18 protein-coding genes are annotated in these 22,732 nt (G+C 66.7%); 9 read left to right on the forward strand and 9 right to left on the reverse strand.

What is annotated here, in order from left to right; genetic code table 11:
• Positions 1-13 precede the first annotated feature (13 nt).
• Positions 14-1,333 (reverse strand): IS701 family transposase, encoded by a 1,320-nt coding sequence (locus DK389_RS23255; protein WP_109890411.1) that lies wholly within the window; start codon positions 1,331-1,333, stop codon positions 14-16.
• A gap of 122 nt (positions 1,334-1,455) precedes the next feature.
• Here DK389_RS23255 and DK389_RS23260 point away from each other — a divergent pair, with 122 nt between their 5' ends.
• The 5 genes from DK389_RS23260 (at position 1,456) to DK389_RS23280 (ending at position 10,179) form a co-directional block, all read left to right on the forward strand.
• Positions 1,456-2,790, forward strand: a complete 1,335-nt coding sequence (locus tag DK389_RS23260) for an IS1182 family transposase (protein WP_109893148.1) — start codon at positions 1,456-1,458, stop codon at positions 2,788-2,790.
• 137 nt (positions 2,791-2,927) lie between these two features.
• Positions 2,928-3,920 carry an IS481 family transposase gene (locus DK389_RS23265; RefSeq protein ID WP_109888633.1) on the forward strand — a complete coding sequence of 331 codons (993 nt, stop codon included), beginning with the start codon at positions 2,928-2,930 and terminating at the stop codon, positions 3,918-3,920.
• 750 nt (positions 3,921-4,670) lie between these two features.
• Complete coding sequence (locus DK389_RS23270; protein WP_109893150.1) at positions 4,671-7,106, forward strand: phosphoketolase family protein; 2,436 nt, start codon at positions 4,671-4,673, stop codon at positions 7,104-7,106.
• Between the two features lie 30 nt (positions 7,107-7,136).
• A complete protein-coding gene (locus DK389_RS23275; RefSeq protein WP_109893152.1) occupies positions 7,137-7,865 on the forward strand; it encodes an HAD family hydrolase in 729 nt (242 codons plus the stop codon).
• A complete protein-coding gene (locus DK389_RS23280) occupies positions 7,858-10,179 on the forward strand; it encodes a glycoside hydrolase family 65 protein (protein ID WP_109893154.1) in 2,322 nt (773 codons plus the stop codon). Before DK389_RS23275 ends, DK389_RS23280 begins: the two co-directional genes overlap by 8 nt.
• Before the next feature lie 42 nt (positions 10,180-10,221).
• On the opposite strand, the gene DK389_RS23285 is transcribed toward DK389_RS23280, so the two are convergent.
• The 5 genes from DK389_RS23285 to DK389_RS23305 form a co-directional block, all read right to left on the reverse strand.
• Positions 10,222-11,817 carry an aspartate:alanine exchanger family transporter gene (locus DK389_RS23285; protein WP_109893156.1) on the reverse strand — a complete coding sequence of 532 codons (1,596 nt, stop codon included), beginning with the start codon at positions 11,815-11,817 and terminating at the stop codon, positions 10,222-10,224.
• Positions 11,818-11,961: 144 nt separating this feature from the next.
• Positions 11,962-14,355, reverse strand: coding sequence for a glycoside hydrolase family 65 protein (locus DK389_RS23290; protein WP_109893158.1), 2,394 nt, complete (start codon positions 14,353-14,355; stop codon positions 11,962-11,964).
• 3 nt (positions 14,356-14,358) lie between these two features.
• On the reverse strand, positions 14,359-15,366 hold the full coding sequence (locus DK389_RS23295; RefSeq protein WP_109893160.1) for a 2-hydroxyacid dehydrogenase: 1,008 nt from the start codon (positions 15,364-15,366) through the stop codon (positions 14,359-14,361).
• 345 nt (positions 15,367-15,711) lie between these two features.
• Positions 15,712-16,716 carry a glucokinase gene (glk, locus tag DK389_RS23300; RefSeq protein WP_109893162.1) on the reverse strand — a complete coding sequence of 335 codons (1,005 nt, stop codon included), beginning with the start codon at positions 16,714-16,716 and terminating at the stop codon, positions 15,712-15,714.
• 237 nt (positions 16,717-16,953) lie between these two features.
• Entirely contained in the window at positions 16,954-17,763 is an 810-nt protein-coding gene (locus DK389_RS23305; protein ID WP_109896756.1) for a universal stress protein, read from the reverse strand.
• 530 nt (positions 17,764-18,293) lie between these two features.
• On the opposite strand from DK389_RS23305, the gene DK389_RS23310 reads away from it, so the two are divergent.
• The 4 genes from DK389_RS23310 (at position 18,294) to DK389_RS23325 (ending at position 20,630) form a co-directional block, all read left to right on the forward strand.
• Positions 18,294-18,692 carry a hypothetical protein gene (locus tag DK389_RS23310; RefSeq protein ID WP_109896758.1) on the forward strand — a complete coding sequence of 133 codons (399 nt, stop codon included), beginning with the start codon at positions 18,294-18,296 and terminating at the stop codon, positions 18,690-18,692.
• 127 nt (positions 18,693-18,819) lie between these two features.
• A complete protein-coding gene (locus DK389_RS23315; RefSeq protein ID WP_109893164.1) occupies positions 18,820-19,251 on the forward strand; it encodes a hypothetical protein in 432 nt (143 codons plus the stop codon).
• 46 nt (positions 19,252-19,297) lie between these two features.
• The gene (locus DK389_RS23320; protein WP_109893166.1) at positions 19,298-19,945 is read left to right on the forward strand and encodes a CoA transferase subunit A; all 648 of its coding nucleotides are present in this window, start codon (positions 19,298-19,300) and stop codon (positions 19,943-19,945) included.
• 4 nt (positions 19,946-19,949) lie between these two features.
• The gene (locus DK389_RS23325) at positions 19,950-20,630 is read left to right on the forward strand and encodes a 3-oxoacid CoA-transferase subunit B (RefSeq protein ID WP_109893168.1); all 681 of its coding nucleotides are present in this window, start codon (positions 19,950-19,952) and stop codon (positions 20,628-20,630) included.
• A gap of 191 nt (positions 20,631-20,821) precedes the next feature.
• Here DK389_RS23325 and DK389_RS23330 read toward each other — a convergent pair whose 3' ends face one another.
• The 3 genes from DK389_RS23330 to DK389_RS23340 are packed head-to-tail and all read right to left on the reverse strand — an operon-like array spanning position 20,822 to position 22,726.
• Positions 20,822-21,343, reverse strand: coding sequence for a GNAT family N-acetyltransferase (locus tag DK389_RS23330; protein ID WP_109896760.1), 522 nt, complete (start codon positions 21,341-21,343; stop codon positions 20,822-20,824).
• Positions 21,336-21,581 carry a hypothetical protein gene (locus DK389_RS23335; RefSeq protein ID WP_236960291.1) on the reverse strand — a complete coding sequence of 82 codons (246 nt, stop codon included), beginning with the start codon at positions 21,579-21,581 and terminating at the stop codon, positions 21,336-21,338. Before DK389_RS23335 ends, DK389_RS23330 begins: the two co-directional genes overlap by 8 nt.
• A complete protein-coding gene (locus tag DK389_RS23340; RefSeq protein ID WP_109893170.1) occupies positions 21,542-22,726 on the reverse strand; it encodes an AraC family transcriptional regulator in 1,185 nt (394 codons plus the stop codon). The genes DK389_RS23335 and DK389_RS23340 overlap by 40 nt, the downstream gene beginning before the upstream one ends.
• Positions 22,727-22,732: the final 6 nt, after the last annotated feature.

A 22,732-nucleotide genomic window follows, 5' to 3' on the forward strand; every position in this document is an offset into this window, starting at 1 on the left:
GGTCGTAATGGAGTCAGGCACGTGACGCTCGGGCCGGATCGGGGGCGCCGCGGGGTCTGTAATCGGCGGGTAGGACAGGTGTTTGGAGCCTGACGAACTCGGATGCCGAGGGGGGAATCCGGCCCCGCTCAGAGACCAGAAACCCGTAAGCAGCGATGCACAAGCTGGCGTGATGATGGAAGCCGCGCCAGCCCCGGCCCTCGTAGTGACCCAATCCGATCTCCTGCTTCAGCTCTTGATAGTCCCGCTCAATGCGCCAGCGCAGTTTGGTCTGGCTGACGAGCTCGGTCAGGGGCGTCTCGGGTGGCAGGCTCGAGAGCCAGTACTTGGTGGGCGCGGCCTCGCCCTGCGGCCACTCGATCAGGACCCATTCCTCGGGACGGGGCTCGTGTCGCAGCTCATCGCGATGAGCCGGACGCACCCGCTCTGCCGCAAAGCGCGACACCAACAGCCCGTTCGTGCCGGCACGCCATGTGACACACTGCCAAGCTTCCTCTGGCAGAGACCGGGCCAGCTTCTCAGCCGAGAGCGGCTTGTGATCGGGGCTGCGCCGCACCCGGGTCGGCGGCCGGCCGCGCCCGCTCCAGGGTTTGGGTGGCAGCGGTGTCGTTCCGGGTGACCACAGGCTGGTCGAAGACTGAATGCCGAGACTGTAGGGCAAGCCCAACTCCGTCAGGGCCGTGCGGAAGGCTGTGTCGATCCCGTATCCGGCATCCGCCAGCACGAGACCGGGCGGCAGCTTGTCGGCGTGAGCGGCACGGATCTGATCCAGCGCGATCTGCGGCTTGGTCTGGAAGCGGATCGCCGCGGGCACGCCAGCCTTCCTGCGCCGCTCGGGATCCAGGGCCCAGGCTTCCGGCAGGTAGAGGCGATAGGCGACCGGCAGGCTGGCCTGGGCATTAGCCAGCGAGAGCGTCACGGCCACTTGGCAATTGTCCTGCTTGCCGACCTGTCCGCAATACTGCCGCCCCACCCCGACCGAGTGTCGGCCCTTCTTGGGGAAGCTCGTGTCATCGACGATCCAGGCTTGGATTGGGCCTTGGCTCTCGATCATCGGCAGAACAGCGGCACGGACCCGGGCCAGCAAAGCAGTGTCTGACCATTCGCCCTTGGCCACAAAGTGGTGCAGGGACTGATGGGTGGCCTGAACACGCGCTGGCGCGATCCGCGCTGCCATGGGCTCGATGCTCTTGCGCGCGCCCGGCAGGAGGAGACCGGTGCAGTAAGCCTTCAGCGGCGCCACCCGATCCGCATGGCCAAGGGCGTCCGAGAGCGTGTCGACATAGGCCGCAAAGCGCGGCGGGTCGGCCAGCGGGGTGTTCCAGGGATCCATGTCGCGCTCCCGCACGAGGTCGGATCACCACTCATACACCGCAATCTTGTGACACAGTAGTACTAGGAGCCCGTCCGAGTAAGTGTCTCGACGACGAGGCCGCGGGATGATTCACTCGGCTCATGGCCAAGGTGTTTCGCTCCTGGGACGTCGATCAGGGCTGGCTGCTGCCGCCCTCGCTGCACGAGTTCGTGCCACCCGGGCACAGGGCGCACTTCGTGCGCGACACGGTGCGCGAGGCGCTCGACCTCTCGGCCATTCTCGACACCTACACCGAGGAGCGCGGCTACCCGCCCTACCATCCGGGCATGATGGTGGCGCTCCTGCTCTACGGCTACAGCCGAGGCCTGTACTCCTCGCGCCAGCTCGCCCGCGCCTGCGAGGAGCGGGTCGATGTCATGGCGGTGACCGGCCTGAACCGGCCCGACTTCCGAACCATCGCCGACTTCCGCAAGCGCCACCTCGTGGCCCTGTCGGACCTGTTCGTGCAGGTGCTGCGCCTGTGTCGGGCGGCCGGTCTCGTCGAGTTCGCTCACGTGGCGGTGGATGGCACCAAGCTGAAGGCAAACGCCTCGCGCCACAAAGCGATGAGCTACGGGCGGATGAAGACGGCCGAGCCGGCCCTGGCGGCCGAGGTGGACGCTTGGCTGGAGCGAGCGCGCGAGGCTGACGCGGCGGAGGATCAGGCTCACGGTGCCGGCCGTCGGGGCGACGAAACGCCGGACTGGATGGCCGACAAGCAGCGACGGCTGGAAGCAATCCGCGCCGCCAAGGCCGCGCTGGAAGCGGAGGCCGCAGATCCGCCCGATCCGGAGGACGAGAACGGGCCGGGTGCCTCGTCGGGCATGCGTTGGCAGGGTCGGCCACTGCGCGGTGACGACGGCAGTCCGCCCGACCGGGCGCAGCGCAACTTCACCGACCCGGACAGCCGGATCCTGCCCACGCGCGACGGCTTCGTGCAGGGCTACAACGGTCAGATCGCGGTCGACGCCGCGCATCAGGTGATCGTCGCGCACCGCCTCGTGACCAACTCGGCCGACTACCGCGCCCTCGTGCCGCTTGTGGACGGGGTCCGCGCTCATCTCAGGCGCAAGCCGCGGGAGGTCTCGGGCGATGCCGGGTTTGCCAACGAGGCGAACCTCGTCGCGCTCAGGGAGCGGGGCATTACGGGCTACCTCGCTCCGGGCCGGGCGCGACACGGCGAGGCGGATGCGGCCGGCCGCCGGAGGCTGACCAAGATGCCGTTGATGAGCGCGATGGCCGCCCGCCTAAAACGGGCTGGCCGCCGCAGTCGCTATCGCCTCAGGAAGCAGGTGGTTGAGCCGGTGTTCGGGCAGATCAAGCAGGCCCGAGGCTTCCGACCGTTCCTGATGAGAGGGCTTGAGCAGGTCCGGGGCGAGTGGGCGATGATCTGCACGGCCCATAACCTCCTGAAGCTGGCACAGGCCGACCGTTGAGCCCGCTGTCCGCCCTCATCGGCTCCGGTCTCGCCCCCTCTACCCAGGCCTCAAACACCGTTACTCGGACAGGCTCCTAGGTGTTTGATCCCAGGGTTTGATGGTGCAGTTTTCTCACGAGAGTGGAAGGACGCGCTATGGGCCAGGTTCAGCACGGGAGCGCCACGACGACAGCGGCAGTCCGTCGAGCGATACAGCATAGTCAAGCGAGCCTGAGGGCGTTGGCGGCCCGTTACGGCGTCAACCCGAAGACCGTCGCGAAGTGGAAGAAGCGGTCCTCGGTGGCTGACCGGAAGACGGGGCCAACGGAACACCGGTCTACGGTGCTGACGGCCGAGAACGAGGCGGTGATCGTCGCCTTTCGCCGGCACACCCTGCTGCCACTCGACGACTGCCTCTACGCCCTGCAGCCGACGATCCCGCACCTTACACGCTCAAGCCTGCACCGGTGCCTGCAGCGCCATGGCATCTCGCGGCTCCCCGAAGTGGATGGCGACAAGCCGCTACGTGCAAAATTCAAGCGCTACCCGCTCGGCTACTTCCACATCGATATCGCCGAGGTGCACACCAAAGAAGGCCGACTCTACCTGCTTGTGGCGATCGACCGGACCTCCAAGTTCGCCTTCGCCGAGTTGCACGAGAAGGCCACGCGCCGGGTCGCCGGCAACTTCCTGCGGGCCCTTGCTGCCGCCGTTCCCTACAAGATCCACACGGTGCTCACCGACAACGGCACGCATTTCACCGAGCCGTCCGGGAACACTTGGACGCCGGAAGAGATCAGAGCGATGCGCGCCGAGAAGGTGCTGTTCCGCTGCCACTCCTTTGAGGGCGCCTGCGCCGACCTCAACATCGAGCACCGTCTCACGAAGCCGCGCCATCCCTGGACGAATGGTCAAGTTGAGCGGATGAACCGCACGATCAAGGACGCCACCGTCAAGCGCTTCTACTACGACAGCCACAGTCAGCTTCGGCAGCACCTCGCCGACTTCGTGGCCGCCTATAACTTCGCCCGCCGCCTCAAGACGCTACGCGGCCTCACGCCCTACGAAGCTATCTGCAAAGCTTGGACGGAGGAGCCCTCTAGGTTCACCCAGAACCCGCACCACCAAATCCCGGGACCAAACAGCTAGACGGGCGCCACTGCCGGCCCGTACGGCTTCGGTCGGACAGCGGTGCGCCTGCGAGCCGCCGCGCATCGATGCGTCGGCGGCCGCACCATCGCTCCTCTCGGCGACATCCGACGCGTCTCTCGCGCGCAGCGCTGGCACGCAACGCCGGTCGGATCCCGATTGCTGTATCAGCGTCTGGGCGCCCCATTCGGCGCAGGTACTGATCTTGAGGATGTCCTGTTTGCAATCATGCGATGGGGCATCTGATCACAGACATGGGCCCTCGCGAGCCGTTTCCGGCACGTGAATGTCCTCTCGGATCAAGCGGGGCGCTCGATGCGGTGTTAGCGTTCCTGACGTGGACGGGTTGAAACTGCGCGAGCCGGTTGTGCCGGTCTACGCCTGAGCACGATGCGGCTCACCACCGCATAGTGTCCTCCGGCGAGGAGACGACCTCATGAAAGCTCTCCTGATCTCGTCGGCGGCCTTCGCCGCCCTGATCCTGACTAGCGTTGCGGCCGACGCGCGGGGCTTTCGCGGTGGGGGCAGCGGCCGGCTATTACGGCAGCGGGTACGGAGGATGTGGACCTGACGCCACCTACGACCCCTACGCCGGGGTTTGCACCCCGTACTGAGCCGGGCGTCCGAGCGTCGATACAAACCGAGAATTCTGGCGGCTGGAAGCATGTGGAAGGCTGAGGCCGAGCCCGCTTCGACACATCTCGTCCGCTTTGCGCCAGAACCGCCTCAGCAGCATGCCTAGGCAGTCAGATGGACGCGATCGTCAAAAATCGGCGGCAGCCCAAGCGAGCGGCGCACACGCCAGAGCTCGCCCTGATCGATGCCTATTGGCGGGCGGCGAACTACCTGTCGGTCGGCCAGATCTACCTGTACGACAATCCTCTGCTGAAGGAACGGCTGACCAAGGAGCACATCAAGCCTCGCCTGCTCGGTCACTGGGGCACAACACCGGGCCTGAACTTCGTCTACGTTCATCTCAATCGTCTCATCAAGAAGCACGATCTCGATATGATCTACATCACCGGGCCGGGACACGGTGGTCCGGGCCTGATCGCGAATGCCTATCTCGAAGGGACCTACAGCGAAGTCTACCCGCACATCTCCGCCGACGCCGAGGGCATGAAGCGTCTGTTCAAGCAATTCTCCTTCCCCGGTGGGATTCCGAGCCACGTCGCCCCCGAAACGCCGGGTTCGATGCACGAGGGCGGCGAGCTGGGCTATTCCCTCTCGCACGCCTACGGGGCAGCCTTCGACAATCCCGATCTCATCGTCGCCTGCGTCGTCGGTGACGGCGAGGCCGAGACCGGGCCCCTGGCGACCAGCTGGCACTCGAACAAATTTCTCAGCCCGGTGACCGACGGGACGGTCCTGCCGATCCTGCACCTCAATGGGTACAAGATCGCGAATCCGACCGTCCTGGCCCGGATCAGCCGCGAGGAACTCGAACATCTCTTCCGCGGATACGGCTACACGCCCCACTTCGTCGAAGGCCATGAGCCGGCCGAGATGCACCAGCGCATGGCCTCCACCCTGGACGCGGTGCTGCGTGACATCCGACGGATCAAGACCGACGCGCGTGACAGAGGTTTCACGGGCCGACCGCTCTGGCCGATGATCGTTCTACGCACGCCCAAGGGGTGGACGTGTCCCGCGGAAATCGACGGCAGGCGCACCGAGGATTATTGGCGCTCGCATCAGGTGCCGATGGGCGAGATGCACGACAATCCGGCCCACGTGCAGATCCTCGAAGACTGGATGAAGTCCTACCGGCCCGGCGATCTCTTCGACGAGGCCGGCCGGCTGCGCCCCGAGATCGCCGAACTCGCCCCGAAGGGCGAGCGCCGCATGAGCGCGAACCCACACGCTAACGGCGGCGCGATGCTCCGCGACCTCCGGCTGCCGGATTTTCGCGACTACGCCGTCACCGTGACCACGCCCGGCGTTGCCGTGGCGGAATCCACGCGCGTGATGGGACGCTTCCTGCGCGACGTCCTGCAATTGAACGCCGAAGCACGGAACTTCAGGCTGTTCAGCCCGGACGAGAACAATTCAAACCGCTGGCAGGACGCCCTCGAGGTCACGAACCGCGCCTGGGTCGCCGAGACGTTGCCGTGGGACGATCACCTCGCGCCCGACGGCCGCGTGATGGAGATGCTGAGCGAACATCAGTGTCAGGGCTGGCTCGAGGGCTACCTGCTGACGGGACGGCACGGCTTCTTCTCCTGCTACGAGGCCTTCATCCACATCATCGACTCGATGTTCAACCAGCACGCCAAGTGGCTGAAGGTCTGCAACCACATCCCCTGGCGCCGGCCGATCGGATCGCTGAACTACCTGCTGTCGAGCCATGTCTGGCGTCAGGACCACAACGGGTTCAGCCATCAGGATCCCGGTTTCATCGATCATGTCGTGAACAAGAAGGCAGAGATCGTCCGCGTCTACTTGCCACCTGATGCCAATTGCCTGCTCTCAGTGACTGATCACTGCTTGCGGAGCCGGAACTACATCAACGTCGTCGTGGCGGGCAAGCAGCCGGCGCCCCAGTGGCTCACCATGGATCAGGCGGTCAAGCACTGCGCGGCCGGGCTCGGGATATGGGACTGGGCGAGCAACGATCGCGGCAGCGAGCCGGACGTGGTGATGGCCTGCTGCGGGGACGTGCCGACCCTGGAGACGCTCGCGGCCGTCGACCTCCTGCGCCGCCACGCTCCGGATCTCAAGGTGCGCGTCATCAACGTCGTGAACCTGATGAAGCTGCAGCCCAGCACGGAGCATCCGCACGGCCTGTCGGACCAGGATTTCGACGCCCTGTTCACGACGGACAAGCCGGTCGTCTTCGCCTTCCACGGGTACCCGTGGCTCATCCACCGGCTGGTCTATCGCCGTCACGGCCACCGGAACTTCCATGTGCGCGGCTACAAGGAAGAAGGCACGACGAGCACGCCGTTCGACATGTGCGTGATGAACGACATCGACCGGTTCCATCTCGTCAGCGACGTCATCGACCGCGTGCCGGGGCTGGCCGCCCGGGCGGCCTACGCCAAGCAGGCGATCCGGGACAAGCTGATCGATCACCGCGAGTACATCTGCCGGCACGGCGACGACATGCCCGACGTGTCCGGCTGGTCGTGGAGCCAGATGGCGACGGCGCGGGCCGCACACTCGACGGAGAGCGACAATGTATGAGGAGGGGCGCCTCGACGGGCGTCGGGTGCGGTGAGACCGGCACTCCTCGCAGCGATCTTCGACGTGGACGGCGTGCTCGTCGATTCGCCGCACGAGCGCGCTTGGCGCGAGGCGCTGGCAGGGTTCCTCGACCCGGAAGGCTTCACCACCGCCTTCTATCAGGCGCACGTCGCCGGGAAGCGGCGCGTCGAGGGCGCTCGGGCGACTTTGGAGCGGCTCGGCGGACCGCAGGCCGCCGCCCGGACCGCGGAATACGCGGCCAGGAAGCAGGCCCTCATCGACCGGCTGATCGCGGAGGGCAGCTTCGCGGTGTTCCCGGACGCCATGCGCTTCTCCGCCGCGCTGAAGGCCGCAGGGCTGCGGCTGGCGCTGGCCTCCTCGTCGAGGAACGCCGCCGCCATGCTGGCCCGCCTGAAGCTGCCGGATGGGCGCACGCTTCTCTCGCTGTTCGACGCCGATCTCAGCGGCCGCGAGGTGCCGAAGGGCAAGCCGGACCCCGCGCTCTTCCTCCTCGCGGCCGAAGCCGTGGAGACGCCGCCGGCGCGGTGCGTCGTGGTGGAGGACGCGCCCGCCGGCATCCGGGCGGCGCGTGCCGGCGGGATGGCCGCCCTCGGGATCGCCCGGCTCGGCGACGAGGCGCTTCTGCGCGAGGCGGGTGCCGATCTCGTCGTGACGAGCCTCGATGAGGTGGCGGTCACCGCCCTGGCCGAGGGCGCGTTGCGCGCCCGGGCCGTCACGGAGCCCGTCGCAGATGCTTGAGGTGCTTCAACCGACCGAGGAGCCCGGCTGGGTTCTGGCGCACGAAGGCTACAGCGTGCTCACGGAGAGCGCGGTCGAGTCCCGCTTCGCTCTCGGCAACGGCTTCCTCGGCATGCGTGCGTCGCGCTCGACGGGCCGAGGACCGACCTGGGCGAGCTGGCTCGGCTACATCCGATGGGCCTCGTGGCCGCGCTGCTACGTGGCCGGGCTGTTCGACCTGCCCAACACCGAGCCGCCCGTGCCCGCGCTCGTGCCCGTCGCCGACTGGTCGCGGGTCCGCCTCATCCTCGATGGAGAGCCGCTGGTGGCGCGCGAGGGGGAGGTGCTCCACGGCCTGCGCCGGCTCGATATGCGGCGCGGCTTGCTGCTCTCCGAATGGACGCATCGGACGCCGGCGGGGATCACCGCGTCGGGCCACGAGCTTCGCCTCCTGTCGCTGGCGGACCGTGCGGTGGGACTGCAGCTGCAGCGGATCGTGCTGGACCGTGACGGCATCGAGGTCCGCCTCGAAGCGAGCTTCGGGCTTGCCGGCCTCGGCATGGAGCCGGTGCGTCTCGAGAGCGACCTGGGTGCTTGGCGCACCGAAGGGACCGGCAAGGTCGTCGCGATGGCCGGTGCCGCGTCGCTGAACCTCAACGACGTCTCGCTCAGGCCCGAGCGTCCGTTCCCGCTGCGTTGGGTCTGGCGTTGGCGGTCGACCGCCGGCGAGGTCGCAGAATTCGCCCGCCTCGTCGCCGTCGCCCGGGCCGATCGGTCGGCGGAAGACCCGGCGCCGCAAGCCACTGCCGCGCTGGAGCGCAGCACCGCCGTGGGCTGGCGCGCCATCCTCCAGGAGCACGAGGCCGCCTGGGATGCACATTGGAGCGACAGCGGCATCCGCATCGACGGCGACGACGACCTGCAGCGCGCCCTGCGGTTCGCCGTGTACCATCTGACGAGCGCGGCAAATCCCGACGACGACCGTGTGTCGATCGGTGCGCGCGCCCTGACCGGCGACGCCTATTTCGGCCATGTCTTCTGGGACACCGAGATCTACCTCCTGCCGTTCTACACCGCCGTCTGGCCCGAAGCGGCGCGCGCGCTGCTGATGTACCGGTATCACACCCTGCCCGGCGCGCGCGCGAAGGCTGCGCTGTGCGGTTTCCGAGGCGCGCTCTACCCCTGGGAGTCGGCCGACACCGGCGTGGAGACCACCCCGGAATCGGTGCTGGGGCCCGACGGGAAGCCGATCGAGATCCTGACCGGCAAGATGGAGCACCACATCAGCGCCGACGTCGCCTACGCGGTCTGGCAGTACTGGCGCGCGACCGGCGACGACGACTTCTTCCGCGACGCGGGTGCCGAGATCCTCCTTGAGACCGCGCGCTTCTGGGCATCCCGCGCCGTTGCCGAGGCGGATGGGCGCCACATCCGCGGGGTGATCGGGCCGGACGAGTACCACGAGGATGTGGACGACAACGCCTTCACCAACGTGATGGCACGCTGGAACATCGCCCGCGCCCTCGAGGCGCTGGACCTGCTGCGGGCGCGCTGGCCTGATCGGGCCTCGACGCTTCGGGAGAGGCTCGCGCTCGACGAAAGCGAACTCGACGACTGGCGGGACGCGATGGGGCGGATCGTCACCGGCCTCGACCCCGCGACCGCATTGTACGAGCAGTTCGCCGGCTTCCACGCCCTGAAGAGGCTCAACGTGTCGGACTACGCCGACCACGCGCTCCCGATCGACGTGGTGATCGGCCGTGAGCAGACGCAAGGCTCGCAGGTCGTGAAGCAGGCCGACGTCGTGGCCCTGATAGCCTTGTTGCCCGAAGCGTTTTCCGGGCACGGAGCGACGATCAATTTCCGCCATTACGAGCCGCTGTGTGCCCATGGCAGCTCGTTGAGCGCGGCGATGCATGCGCGCGTGGCCGCCCGTCTCGGAGACGCCGACATGGCGCTCCGCTACATGCGCGAGACCGCCGCACTCGACCTCGACCCGGATCCGAACAGCGCCGGCGGCATTCGGATCGCCGGCCTTGGCGGGCTGTGGCAGGCTGCGGTCCTGGGCATCGCAGGCCTGAACCTCATGGGCGAGGCGCTGGAACTCGATCCCAAGCTGCCGCGCACGTGGAACCGCCTCACGTTCAAGGTCCGGTGGAGGGGCCGGTCCGTGAGCCTCAGCCTCGCCCGTGATGCGGTGGAGGCGACACTGATCGAGGGCGACGCGATGGACATCACGATCGCGGGCCTCACGCAGACCCTGAACGCGCGGTCACCCCTGCGCGTCGACCTGTCGTCCGAGGCCCTGCCTAGCGTGGCGGAGGTCGAGGCCTAGCGCAACGCGCTCACCATCCCGTTCAAGGCGCAACGGCAAAGGTCAGCCGGCGAGGGAGAGCAGGCCGAGCACCTGCACGCTGAAGACCTTCACGATGGTCATCGAGGGAAAAATCATCGCGTAGCACACGTCCGGCCGCTCCGTCGGCGCCGTGCGGGCGGAATAGGCCAGGATCGCGGGATTGCCCGTGGCGCCGGAGGCGACGCCGAGCAAATCGTCGAACGGGATCCCGAGCAGATAGAAGCCGGCGAGCAGCACGACCGCCACGGTCGTCAGCAGCACCGCTACCCCGATCAGCAGCATCAGCGGCCCGGTCTGCGCGACGGTCGTGACGAAGGCTTGACCGGAATTGATCCCGACCGTCGCGAGGAACAGCGTCAGGCCGAGATTCCGCAGCACGATGTTGGCGGGCAGCGGCATGACCCAGCTCAGCGGCCCGGTGCGCCGAAGCCTGCCGAGAATGAGCGCCACGATGAGCGGGCCGCCGCCGATGCCGAGGGTGACGATGCCCACACCGGGCACCGGTATCGGGATCAGGCCCAGAAGGACGCCGAGCACCATGCCGAGGCCGACGGAGACATAGCTGAAATCCGCGGCCGCCTTCACCGTGTCGCCGAAATGCGCCCGCGCCTCGGCCACGTGGTCGGGTGCCACGAGGATGCCGACCCGGTCGCCCAGCTCCAGCATCAGGTCCGGCGAGGGCATCAGGTCCATGTCGTAGCGCCGGACATGCAGGATGCGGATCGGGACGCCGGGGGGCGAGGGCAATTCCGCCAGCGTCACCCCGGTCAGCGCCGGCTTCGAGACGAAGAAGCGCTGGTAGGTGATGTCGCCGCGATCCCTGGCGAGCCGGCCCCGGTCGACATGTCCGAGGGCTGAGGCGACCTCGTCCACGGCCGCCGCCCGATCGGCCGCGATCAGGAGCGCGTCGCCGGGATGCAGTTCGAGACCTGGATCGGGCAGTCGATTGTGGTGCTCTTGCCGCACGCCCGCGATCTGCACGCCCTCGGGCAGCGTCGCCATGACGGCGCCGAGCGTGGCGCTGCCGGCCGGCAGTCGCTCGACCGTGACCTCGCCAATGTGGAAGCGGACGGGTTTTTGCGGAAAGACCGGCTTCACGCGCCGCGTCATGAAGTAGAGGCACAGGATGGGGCCGATCACGCCGAACGGATACGTGACCGAATAGCCGATCGAGGGTTCCCGGCTCCCGATCGTGTCGATCGCGGCCTGCAAGGCCGCCGTGCTGACCATCGAGCCGGAGAAGATGCCGAGCGTGTGGCCGAGACTGACCTGAAAGACAGCGCCGAGGCCGAGCGCGACCAGCAGTCCGGCGATGACAGCGACGGCCGCCAGCAGGTTGTAGATGCGCCCGGGTCCCGACAGGCCCTCGAAGAACTGACGGCCGTAGAGAATGCCGATCGCGTAGAGGAACATGATCAGACCGACCAGGCCGAGCGGTCCGGAGATTTGCACCTTTGGTGCGATAGCACCGATGAACAGGCCGACGAACAGCACCGCCCCCACGCCGAGCGAGAAGTCCAGAAACCTGATCTGTCCCACCGCGTAGCCAAGGCCGATGGTGAGGAAGAGGGCGAGGATCGGCTGTGTCCCGATGAGCTCGCTGATTGAGGCCATCATGGAAGAGCTCTCCGCTTAAGTACGCTGGCCATCGAATCCCGAGGATCTTCAGCGCAGCCCGCACCAGCGTCTTCGGCCACGGACCCGGCCAGTCTTCCTGCTCGGATCCGAACCTCGGCTGCTGCCCAGCCGCTCGCGGGCTGGTCAGTTCGGTTTGCTGAAGCCGCCAGGGTCCGCTCGCAAAGGCCCGACCGGGCGGATCAGGACCGGCTCCGCGGAGGACAGGACGCACTCTTCACCGGCGTGCGAGAAGCCCACATGCTCGCCGTTGAGTAGCCGGTATGTCGCCGACGCGTGGTCGATCTCGATCCGAAATGTCTGCCCCCTCACGGTCAGGACGAGCTTGAACGCCGACCATGCCTTCGGCAGAATGGGATTGAACGAGATGTGGCCTTCGCTGTCGCGCAGTCCGGCGAAGCCATAGGCGAGGGCGAGCCAAGTACCGCCGATCGCGGCAACATGAGCGCCGTGCATCATGTTGCCGCCGATATCCGACATGTCCATCGCCGCCGCGAAGTCGAAATACTCGATCGCTTTCTGCTCGAGGCCGATCTCGTTTGCAACGATGCTCTGAATGCAGACCGACAGGGATGAGTCGTGCGTCGTCAGAGGGTCATAATATTCGAAATTCCGCCTTTTCTCGTCTCGCGTGAAATGACCATTCAACAGAAACATGGCCATCACCGTGTCAGCCTGCTTGATCACCTGAGATCTGTAGAGATTCAGAGGATGATAATGCAGCAGGAGGGGATATTCATCCTCCGATGTCGACGCGAAGTCCCAACGTTCCAGGTCGAGGAAATCGTCATCCTGAGGATGCACTCCGAGGCGCTCATCGTAGGGCAGGTACATCCGCTCGGACGCCTCCTCCCAGTGGCCGAGTTCTGAACGCTCGAGGCCCGTGTGAGCAACCAGCGTAGCGAGCCGCTCGGGACGCAGGCGCTCGAGAGCGCGCACGGTCTGGACGGCGTAGCGCAGGTTCTCTCGCGCCATCAGGTTGGTGAAGCAGTTATTGTTGACGATCGCCGTATATTCGTCCGGTCCGGTGACGCCGTTGATGCAGAAGCGGCCGCCTTTCATGTCGGAAAAGAAGCCGAGATCGAACCAGAGGCGTGCGGTCTCGATCAGGATCTCTGCGCCATAGCTCCAGAGAAACTCCTCATCGCCAGTAACCTCGACGTATTTCCGCAGCGCGTAGGCGATGTCGGCGTTGATGTGGTACTGCGCAGTTCCCGCCGCATAGTAGGCTGATGCCTCCTCACCATTAATGGTCCGCCAGGGAAAGGTGGCTCCGCGGTGTCCAAGCTCGCGCGCCCGCGCCCGCGCTTTGTCCAGCATATCGTAGCGAAATTTGAGGACGCTGCGCGCGATCGAAGGGTTCGTATAGATCAGGAACGGCAGGACGTAGATTTCCGTATCCCAGAAGTAATGTCCCTCGTAAGTTCGTCCGGTCAGGCCCCTGGCGCCGATCCCGTGTCCCTCCGCTCGTTCCGAAGCTTGCAGAAGCTGAAAGAGATTCCACCGAATCGTCTGCTGCGTCCTCGGATTGTCGCTCTCCACCGTGACATCGGCCCGTGCCCAGAAGCGCCCGACATCGCTCCTCTGACGCTCAAGGATCGCCTGAAATCCATGCGTTTTCGCCCTATCGAGGGTGGAGGCGGCCTGGAACAGGATCTGCGCGGAGCCGGGCATGTCGCAATAGTGATAGCTCAAGTACTTGTAAATGCGCAGCGGCCTTTTTCGAGAAAGCTTGCAGCGAAATATGACGGCCGCAGAGTCGTCGTTACAGACCAACTCTGTAAAGATCGAACATTCGGCGAAGGCGCTGTGGTCCATCCCGCAACCGAGGCTCAAGCCGGAACTTGCTGTCCGGTAGCTCAATATCGCCCGCGAGCCCTCGGACTGCGTCCCTGTAGGATGTAGGACCCGGCCAACGAATCCCTCCGCGAGGCGGGGGTCCATCGTGTCGGCGCTCAGCGGCTGATAGTTCTCGAGTTCCGACGACACCGCGACCTCGACGTCCGCGTCCTCCGCGATGAGTTCCAACTCGATGGCGGCGAGATGCCGGTGCGCGAGCGAGACCAATCGAACCGTCCGCATGAGCAAGCGCTTGCCCGTGGGTGAAACCCAGCGGACATCACGGTTCAGCGTGCCGGCTTTCAGATCGAGGGCCCGCCGGTACGACAGGATTTCCGCTTGCGGAACGATGAACGGCTCGTCTTCGACGAAGAGCTTCAAGGCCGTGCCATCCGGGCAGTTCAGGATGCTCTGGCCAACCGTCGGAAAGCCGTAGGCATGCTCACCGTAGGAGATCGGCCGGTGTTCGTAGAAGCCGTTGAGGTAGGTGCCGGCTTCTCGGACCGGCATGCCCTCCTCCGCCGTGCCGCGAATGCCCAGATATCCGTTTGACAGGGCGAACATCGTCTCGGCCTGTCCGGTCAGTTCTCGCGCCAGCCTCGCGTCGTAGCGGACAGCCTCGAACGCCCAAGGATTGGGGGGAAATATATCCTCGGGCGGAATATAGCGCGGGCGCAGCATCGGTCATCCTCCGGATCGGCCTAGTGCAGCAATCTCATTGGTCAGAGGCCGGCCCGACTCGAATTCCGATATGCTTGTGAGAGTTGTGCCGAGAATCGTCTCCAGGGCCTCGCGCGTGAAGAAGGCTTGGTGTCCTGTTACGATCACGTTCGGGAATGAGATGAGACGCTGGATGACGTCGTCCGGGATGACCGCGCTCGACAGGTCTCTATAGAAGAGATCCGCTTCCTGCTCGTAAACGTCGATCGCCAATCCGCCGAGGCGGCCGGACTTGAGCGCTTCGATCGCCGCGTCGGTGTCGACCAACCCGCCTCGGCTCGTGTTGATGAGCAGCGCGCCCTTCTTCACGCGCCCAAGCGTCCGCGCATCGACGATGTGATAGGTCTCGGGCGTCAAGGGACAATGCATCGAAATGACATCCGCCTCTTCGACACCTTTGGCATCGACGTACCGTCCGCCAATCCTCTCGAACTCGGGTGAGTGATGCACGTCAAAGCCGACCACCCTGCAGCCGAAGCCCGCCATGATCCGGGCGAAGATGGTCCCGATCTTTCCAGTGCCGATCACCGCCACGGTACGCCCGACGAGATCGAAGCCCATCAGGCCGTCGAGCTTGAAATTGCCCTCGCGCGTCCGGTTGTAGGCCCGGTGAATCTTGCGGTTGAGCGCCAGCAATAAGCCGACCGCGAATTCGGCTACGGAATTGGGAGAATAGTTGGTGACCCGCACAACGCGAATGCCGAATTCCTCCGCCGCATCGAGGTCGATATGATTGAAGCCCGTGCAGCGTGTCGCGACCAGCTTCGTTCCGCCATGGGCGAGACGTTGCAGAACATCGCGGTTGACGGAATCATTGACGAAGACGCTGATCGCCGGGAAGCCGGCCGCGAGCGAGGCCGTCTCGGGTTCGAGAAGCGCATCGAAATAGACGAGGTCATGGCCGTGACCTGAATTGAGTTCATTGAGAAGCGCCCGTTCGTAGTTTTTCGCGCTGAACATCGCGACCTGCATGCTCACGCCTCCTTATTTAGATGTCCTAACACTGCGCACTGGTACGTTGTCGAGCGAAGTGGGCGCCTATTTGCCGGAATAGATCATACTCCATCAAGGATTCTGACTTTCTTACACGCCCGAAGATGGCGTGACGTCTTTCAGGCCATGCATGATGAGATGCGCCTTCACTCATTTTGCACCCTCATTCTATGCCGGATGAATTCCTGCGCTTGATCAACGGGGACATCCTGATTGGGCGGAAGTAGGCGCTCTTCGCCGGTTCAAGGCCGTCGGTAACGTCCGAAGATGATGTGGCTGGCACTTGGCGATCCGACTGAAATGCCGCGGCGCGAGGGACAACCGTCAGCCCGCCGCCCGCCAGATCTGCCCGTGATAGACGAAGGCCGCGCCCTCGCTCGCCAGCGCCGCGAGCCCGGTCAGGGCCGGGTCGTGGACCGTGATCACGCTCGTGGGGATCTGCGCCATCATCTGCGCGAAGGGCGCCTTGCGCTCGAACGCCTCCCGGAAGCCCCCCGCCTGCAGCACCCGCACGATGCGGGGCGCGATGCCGCCGCCGATGTAGACGCCGCCCGTGGCCAGGAAGGTCAGGGCGAGGTCGCCGCAGGCCCGGCCGAGGAGGCGGGCGAACAGGGCGAGCGTCTCGGCCGCGTGCGGATCCTCCGCCGCGAGCCCGGCCCGGGTGATCGCGGCCGGGTCGAGCTTGTCCCGCGGGCTCCCCGAGCGGACTTGGTGGACGGCCGCGTGCAGCCGCGCGAGGCCGGGCCCCGACAGCAGCGCCTCGACCGTGACGCGCCCCTCGACGCGCTCGACCGCGTGCCAGACCTGCTCCTCGAACGCGTCGGTCGGGCCGAATTCCGTGTGCCCGGCCTCCGTCGAGACGATGGCGAGGCGGTCGGCATAGGGCACCAGCGCCGCGGCGCCGAACCCCGTGCCGGGGCCGAGCACGAGGCGGGCGCCCTGCGCCTCCGGCCGCGCCGGGCCGATCACGGTGAGGTCGTCCGGCGCGATGCCGGCCGCGCCCGCGGCGACGGGCACGTAATCGTTGACGACGACGGCGCTGGAGAGGCCGAAATCCCGGGCGATCCGCTCGCCCGCGATCACCCAGTGGGCGTTGGTGAGCTGCACCGCCGGCCCGTCGACGCGCCCCGCGATGGCGAGGATCGCCGAGCGGGGAGCGGGCGCTTCGCCGCCCTTGGCAAGCGCCGCGCGGATCGCGCTCGACGGGTCCGGATGGCCGGCCGTCGCCTCGTGGGACAGGACCCGCGGTGCGGCGCCCTTCGCCTCCACCAGCGCGAAGCGCGCGTTGGTGCCGCCGATATCGCCGACGAGGACCGGGAATTCGAACATGAGCAAGAATCCGTACCGATATCGTCACCGAACGCGTCGGCGAAGCCGTGAGGCGGCACTCATCGAGCGTCCCGAACGACAGTCCACGCCTTTGGCTCGTCCTCGCCCTGCATCAGATCGGCTGCCCCGGTGCCGCTTCACCGCTTCGCTCTGCACATCCGCCCCAGGCGACCTCTGCCTGAGCAGGGATGGCTGCAGGAGCACGAATCTCCTGCCGGACGAGCGAAATCTTGGCCGTCAATGGCTCAGCAAGCAGCACATCCGCGAGTGTTGCAGAACGTCTCGCGTGACCCCGCCGAACAACCATTCCCGCAGGCGCGAATGGCCATACCCACCCATCACCACGAGATCTGCATCCTCCTGGGCCGCGAAACGCAGGATCTCAGCGGCAACGTCTTGCATCGCCGCATTCAGAAGGCGCGCCTCCGCCTGTGCGCCGTGGAGGGCCAGGAACTCCGAGACCTCCTCGGCACTGGAGGTGGCTGCCTCCTCGCCCGCGCTCACGACGTAGACCCGCTTCGCGCCACGCAGGAACGGCAGAGCGGCCGAGATTGCGCGCCGCGCCTCAGGCGCATCCTTCCAAGCGACGACGATCCGTTCGGCCTTGAGGTGATCGGAGCCCGGCGGCGTCACCAAGACCGGCCTGCCAACCTCCATCAACACTGCGCCTGGCGATGGGATCATGCCTCCGACGATGTTGTCTGTCTCGCGCCCAACGACCACGATGTCCGCGGCCAGCGCCTGCCGGACGAGGAAGGCTGTCGGGTCAGCCTCAGCTTGACGCCAGTTCGGTCGGATATCGACGCCGCAACTCTGCTCGAAGAGGTTCCGGCACTGAAACAGATCCATGCTGAGCTTGGCCTGCTCCCGCTTGTACGCCGCCTGTAAGGTCTCGAGGTCCTCGCCCGGTCCGGGATTGGGGACCTTGCGCGCGGCTACACCGGTGAGCGTGCCGCCGAACCGGCTCGCAAGACCGGCTGCGAGCCGGACACGGGCCGCGGCCGTTGGTCCGAGGTCGAGGGAGACCATGATGCTGGCGATACTCATCTGGGCGCCTCCAATCATCGACATGCACGATTGTACGGACAGCTTCGCCGGCTTTTCTCGACTAGTTTCCTTCTCTGTCTAGGGAAGGGGGCTGGCATGCCCCTGGCTGGACCCGAATAAACCGGGCTCCTGATGGTCACTGCATCTACCCAGCGAAAAGTTTTGTCGCCAGGGATCACTCAAAGATTACAGGCTAAAGCTCATTTGGCATAGGCCGCACGCCACAGCGTTCGCCCTATGACATGTCAGGCCATGTAAAACGAAGCCGGTGCTGTGACTGTGACGGACGACGGCAGCCGTGTCTCCTTGACCCATGTTCATTGACAGGCGGCCCACCTGGGGGCGCAGCCGGCACATCTCGGCTGCCGGAGACTTCGCCGGCTGTCCCCTTGGATCAAGCGGCGGAACCGCCTTGGCATTACAGTCCCCACGCCATGGGGATGATGCTGGGCGGGCTTGGTGTCCGGCCGCACGATCGGACCCGGCTTGCCGCGACCGGCCGTGCCGTCCTCGAGCGAAGGGACAGCCCCATGAGATCTCTCCTGATTGCCTCCATAGCCTTCGCCGCCCTCATCGTGACCAGCGTGGCGGCCGATGCTCGCGGGTTCCGTGGCGGTGGCGGCGGCTTCCGCGGCGGTGGATTCCATGGGGGTGGCTTCCGCGGGGGTGGGTTCCGTGGCGGCGGATTCCACGGCGTTCGTGCGGGCGGGTTCCGCGGCTATCGCGGCGCGGTGGCGGGCGGCTATCGCGGAGGGTACGGACGGGTCGGGCGTTACGGCTACGGCCGCTACGGCTACGGGTATCGTGGCTACGGGCTGGGCGCGGCCGCGGTCGGCGCTGCCGCCGCCGCTGGCTACGGTGCGGCCTACGGTGGCTGCGGGCCCTATCGCTACTACGACGCGAATTCCGGTGTCTGCCGTCCCTATTGACATGCCGTCCCGCTCAACCGGGTCCGGACAGACCCTCTCCGTCCGGTGAATGGGCCAGAGCCGCCGATGACGCGAACGGCCGCGCTCACGCCAGGATCTGCGTCTCCAGGTTGCGAGGTCTCACGCCATGACCCTCAGGATCGTAATTCCCCTCCTCGCCGCAGCTTGCCAGATCTCGCCCGCGCTCGCCCAATCGGAGGGCTCCGTTCGCCGGCCGGCGGCGCTCATCCACGGCAACTATTGCGGGATGGGCAACAACGCGCCGCTGCCTCCCACCGACGCGCTCGATGCCGCCTGCGCCCGGCATGACGCCTGCGCTCCGAGCGGGCGCCTACCCTCACGAGCCTGCAACCTCCGGTTCCAGCGCGAGACCGAGTTCATCTCGCGCGACCCACGCCAGCCGGACGACCTGCGCGCGCTGGCCGGCTTCATGTCCGCCGGCGCCGCCCTTTTGCCGTTCGACCCGGGTGCTCCTGTTGTGGCGACACGGGTGCCCGCCACCGGACGATATGGATGGAATCCGCCCGGCACATACCGTCCTGCCTCCTACGCCTACTAGCGCGTGAGCGGGGAGCGCTCGGATCGAAGAGGAAACGAGGTGCGACATGAAGATGATCGCGCTCGACGAGGCGGTGGCTTCGATTCCCGATGGGGCCACGCTGATGGTCGGCGGCTTCATGGGTGTGGGGACTCCCGAGCCGCTGATGGACGAACTCGTCCGGCAGGCGCGGCACGACCTGACGATCATCGCCAACGACACTGCCTCGCCCGGCATCGGTATCGGTAAGCTGGTGACAGCCAGAGCGCTCCGGCGGGTGGTCGCAAGCCATATCGGCCTCAATCCTGAAACCCAGAAGCAGATGATCGAGGACGGCCTGCAGGTGGAGCTGGTGCCGCAAGGGACATTGGTGGAACGCATCCGCGCCGGTGGTTGCGGCCTCGGCGGCATTCTCACCCCGACCGGTATCGGGACGGTCGTCGAGGAGGGGAAACAGACGATCGAGGTCGGTGGCCGGGAATACCTGCTTGAAACCGCCCTTCAGGCGGATTTCGCCCTCGTCCAGGCTTTCCTCTGCGACTACCTTGGCAATCTCACCTACGCGTTGACCGGGCGCAACTTCAATCCGCTCATCGCCATGGCGGCGCGCACGGTCATGGTCTGCGCGGAGCACGTCGTCCCGGTCGGCGTGATCGCGCCCGACCACGTCGTGACCCCGGCTCCCCTCGTCGACTACGTCATCGCGAGGTGCTGACCCCATGGACCCTCAGATCGTCATCGCACGACGCATCGGCCGCGAACTCCGCGACGGCATGCTTGTGAACCTCGGCATCGGCATCCCAACCCTCGTCGCCAACTATGTCCCGGCCGGCATTCACGTGTTCTTCCAGTCGGAGAACGGGCTGATCGGCACGGGCCCGGTCCCCGAGCAGGGCATGGCGCTGCGCTGGCTCACCGATGCCGGCGGCAAGCCTGTGACGGCGCTGCCTGGGGCGTCTGCCTTCGACAGCGCGATGTCGTTCGCGCTCATCCGGGGCGGGCATCTGGACCTGACGGTGCTCGGCGGCCTTCAAGTCGACCAGCAGGGACGCCTCGCGAACTGGATGGTGCCCGGCAAGATGGTCCCGGGCATGGGCGGCGCGATGGACTTGGTGACCGGAGCCAAGCGCGTGATCGTGGCCATGCAGCACACCGCCAAGGGCCGGTCGAAGATCGTCCGCGCGTGCTCTCTGCCGCTGACCTCTGCACGCCCGGTCGACCTTGTCGTGACGGAACTGGCGGTCATCGCCTTTCCTCAGGGGCGGGCAACGCTGGCCGAGACGGCGGAGGGCGTGAGCGTCGAGGAGGTGCTGGCCGCCACCGAGGCCGAACTCATCGTGCCCGAGCTCGACACGGCCTTGCGGGAACCCGGAACGACCCGTCCGGCGGAGGGCGCGTGACGAAATGCGTCTCGGTGATCCTGGGCCCGTCCGCCGGGGTCTCGCGCCGGGCGAGGCGAAGGCCGTCGCCTGTCTCCGCGGCATGTGCCGGGCCGGCTGCGCGGGCGCGCACGGGGCAGTCGGGACCCGGCGCTGTTGAGACGGCTGCCGATCCTCCTTCAGGAGAATGGAATCGCCGGAGCCTGCAGCACTCAGGTCAGGCGAAGCACCACGTGGACCGCCTCCGCCTCACGCCGCCTGCCGAGCGGCAACCCGCAGCGCTCGAACAGCTTCAGCATCGGGGCATTGCCCGGCAGGATCTCCGCGGTCAGTTCCGCGAGCCCGCTCCTGCGGGCGATGTCGACGAGGTGCCGCATCAGCGCGGCGCCGACGCCCCGGCCCTGGTAGTGGTCGATCACGGTGAACGCCACCTCGGCCTGACCAGGCTGCGTCACGACATAGCGCGCGCCGCCGACGATCACGCGCTCTCCATCCTCGTCCACGGTCGCCACGAGGGCCACGTGACTCGTGAAGTCGACGTTGAGGAAGAAGGCGATCTCCTTGTCGGTGAAGTGTCGCTTTGCGCCGAAGAAGCGGCGATAGAGCGACTGGGCGCTGGTGTGGTCAACCGCGGCCAGCAATCCCGCGCGGTCGTCCGGCCTCAGCGCGCGGATCTCCAGCGTGAGCCCACCGCGCAGGCGCTCGACGACCGAATAGTGCGATAGGTCATCCATGGCGGCCACGGCGTCCCGAACCCGCCGGGGAGGAGACCCGCGCGTCCTCCACACGGCCGACGACGAGCTTGTGATCGGCATGGAGCCGGCGGCCGCGGAGCGTCGGCACCAGCGAGGCGGCGCCGATCCGCATGCGCGCATCCGCCCGGTCCAGAAGAGGCGTGCGGGCGTCCTGCGCGCTCGCCTCCCCGGCGAGCATCACGAGGGCGCAGGCCCAGGCACGAACGTGCTGCTGCATCCCGTGTCCCTCCTCCCGAACGCGCGACGCTCCTCAGGACCTTCGCCGCGCTGCGTCTCTGGTCGGTTCGCCCGGCGCCATGCACTTGGCGTCGTGCCCGACCAGCGGCGGAAGGCGTGCGTGAAGGCGGCAGGCTCGGAGAAGTCGAGGCAGCCGGAGATCTGTGCCAAGCTCATGCTGGTGTCGGCGAGCAGTTGCTTGGCCGCCCGAAACTGCGCCTCGCTGGCAAGACGCCGGAAGCTGGTGCCCTCGGCCCGCAAGCGGCGGCTCAAGGTGCGGCGGGTCACCAGCCTCAGGCGCGCCACGCGCTCTGCCGTGCAGCGTTGCCGGGTCACCGCGGTCTGGAGATACTCGCGAAGCTTGTCCGTCAGCGTGGTGACCTGATCGGCCTCAAGCCGGCGGATGCGGTCCTCTAGCCTTCGACGGACGGCTGGGTCCGCACCCGCGTTCTGCTGCTCCAAGAGCTCGGCAGGGAACACCAGGGCGGCCGCTTCCTGATCGAAGCGGACAGGTCCTCTGAAGAAGCCGATGTATGGGGCTGTGTCGAGGGGCGCGGATCGCGGCAGCAGCACCTCCAGCGGCGCCCAGGCGGCTCCGCACAGCCCCCTCAGAAGGGTGGTCACTGTGGCGAGCGCTCGCTCCAGTTGCAGAGCCGCGCCCTCGGCCTCGGGCTCATGCGGCGCGTAGCTGAGCACCGCGGTGTCGTCGTAGACACCGAGGCCGATGACGGCTCCCCGGTCGCGCACACGCGCATGCGCTTCCAGAGCCCGCAGGGCGTCACCCACCGAGGCAGAGTGGCGGAGCAGTCGGCCGAGGAGGCCGAGCGAGGCCAGGGTGGTTCGCTGCCCGACCAGCAGCCCGAGATGCGCGCAGCGCGTGCGCTCAGCCGCTAGAGCGATCAGGCGGCCGATCACGGTGAAGGGGACGGGCTTGCTGCTGCCGTCAAAGAGGCGGGGATCGAGGTTTGCTTCACCGAGGAGGCTGTCGAGATCCGCGCCGAGTTCTACCAGGACGGTGTGGAGCGCCCGCACCACGTCAGGATGAATGAAGCCGATGGAAGGAGCCTCCTCAGCCCCGTCAGAACTCTCGGCCGTAGCCGCCCCATTCGAGCCGCCGTTGGTGCGTTGTCCGACAGAGGAGAGCATAGCCAT

Origin of the sequence: Methylobacterium durans (assembly GCF_003173715.1) — a bacterium.
GTDB lineage: Bacteria > Pseudomonadota > Alphaproteobacteria > Rhizobiales > Beijerinckiaceae > Methylobacterium > Methylobacterium durans.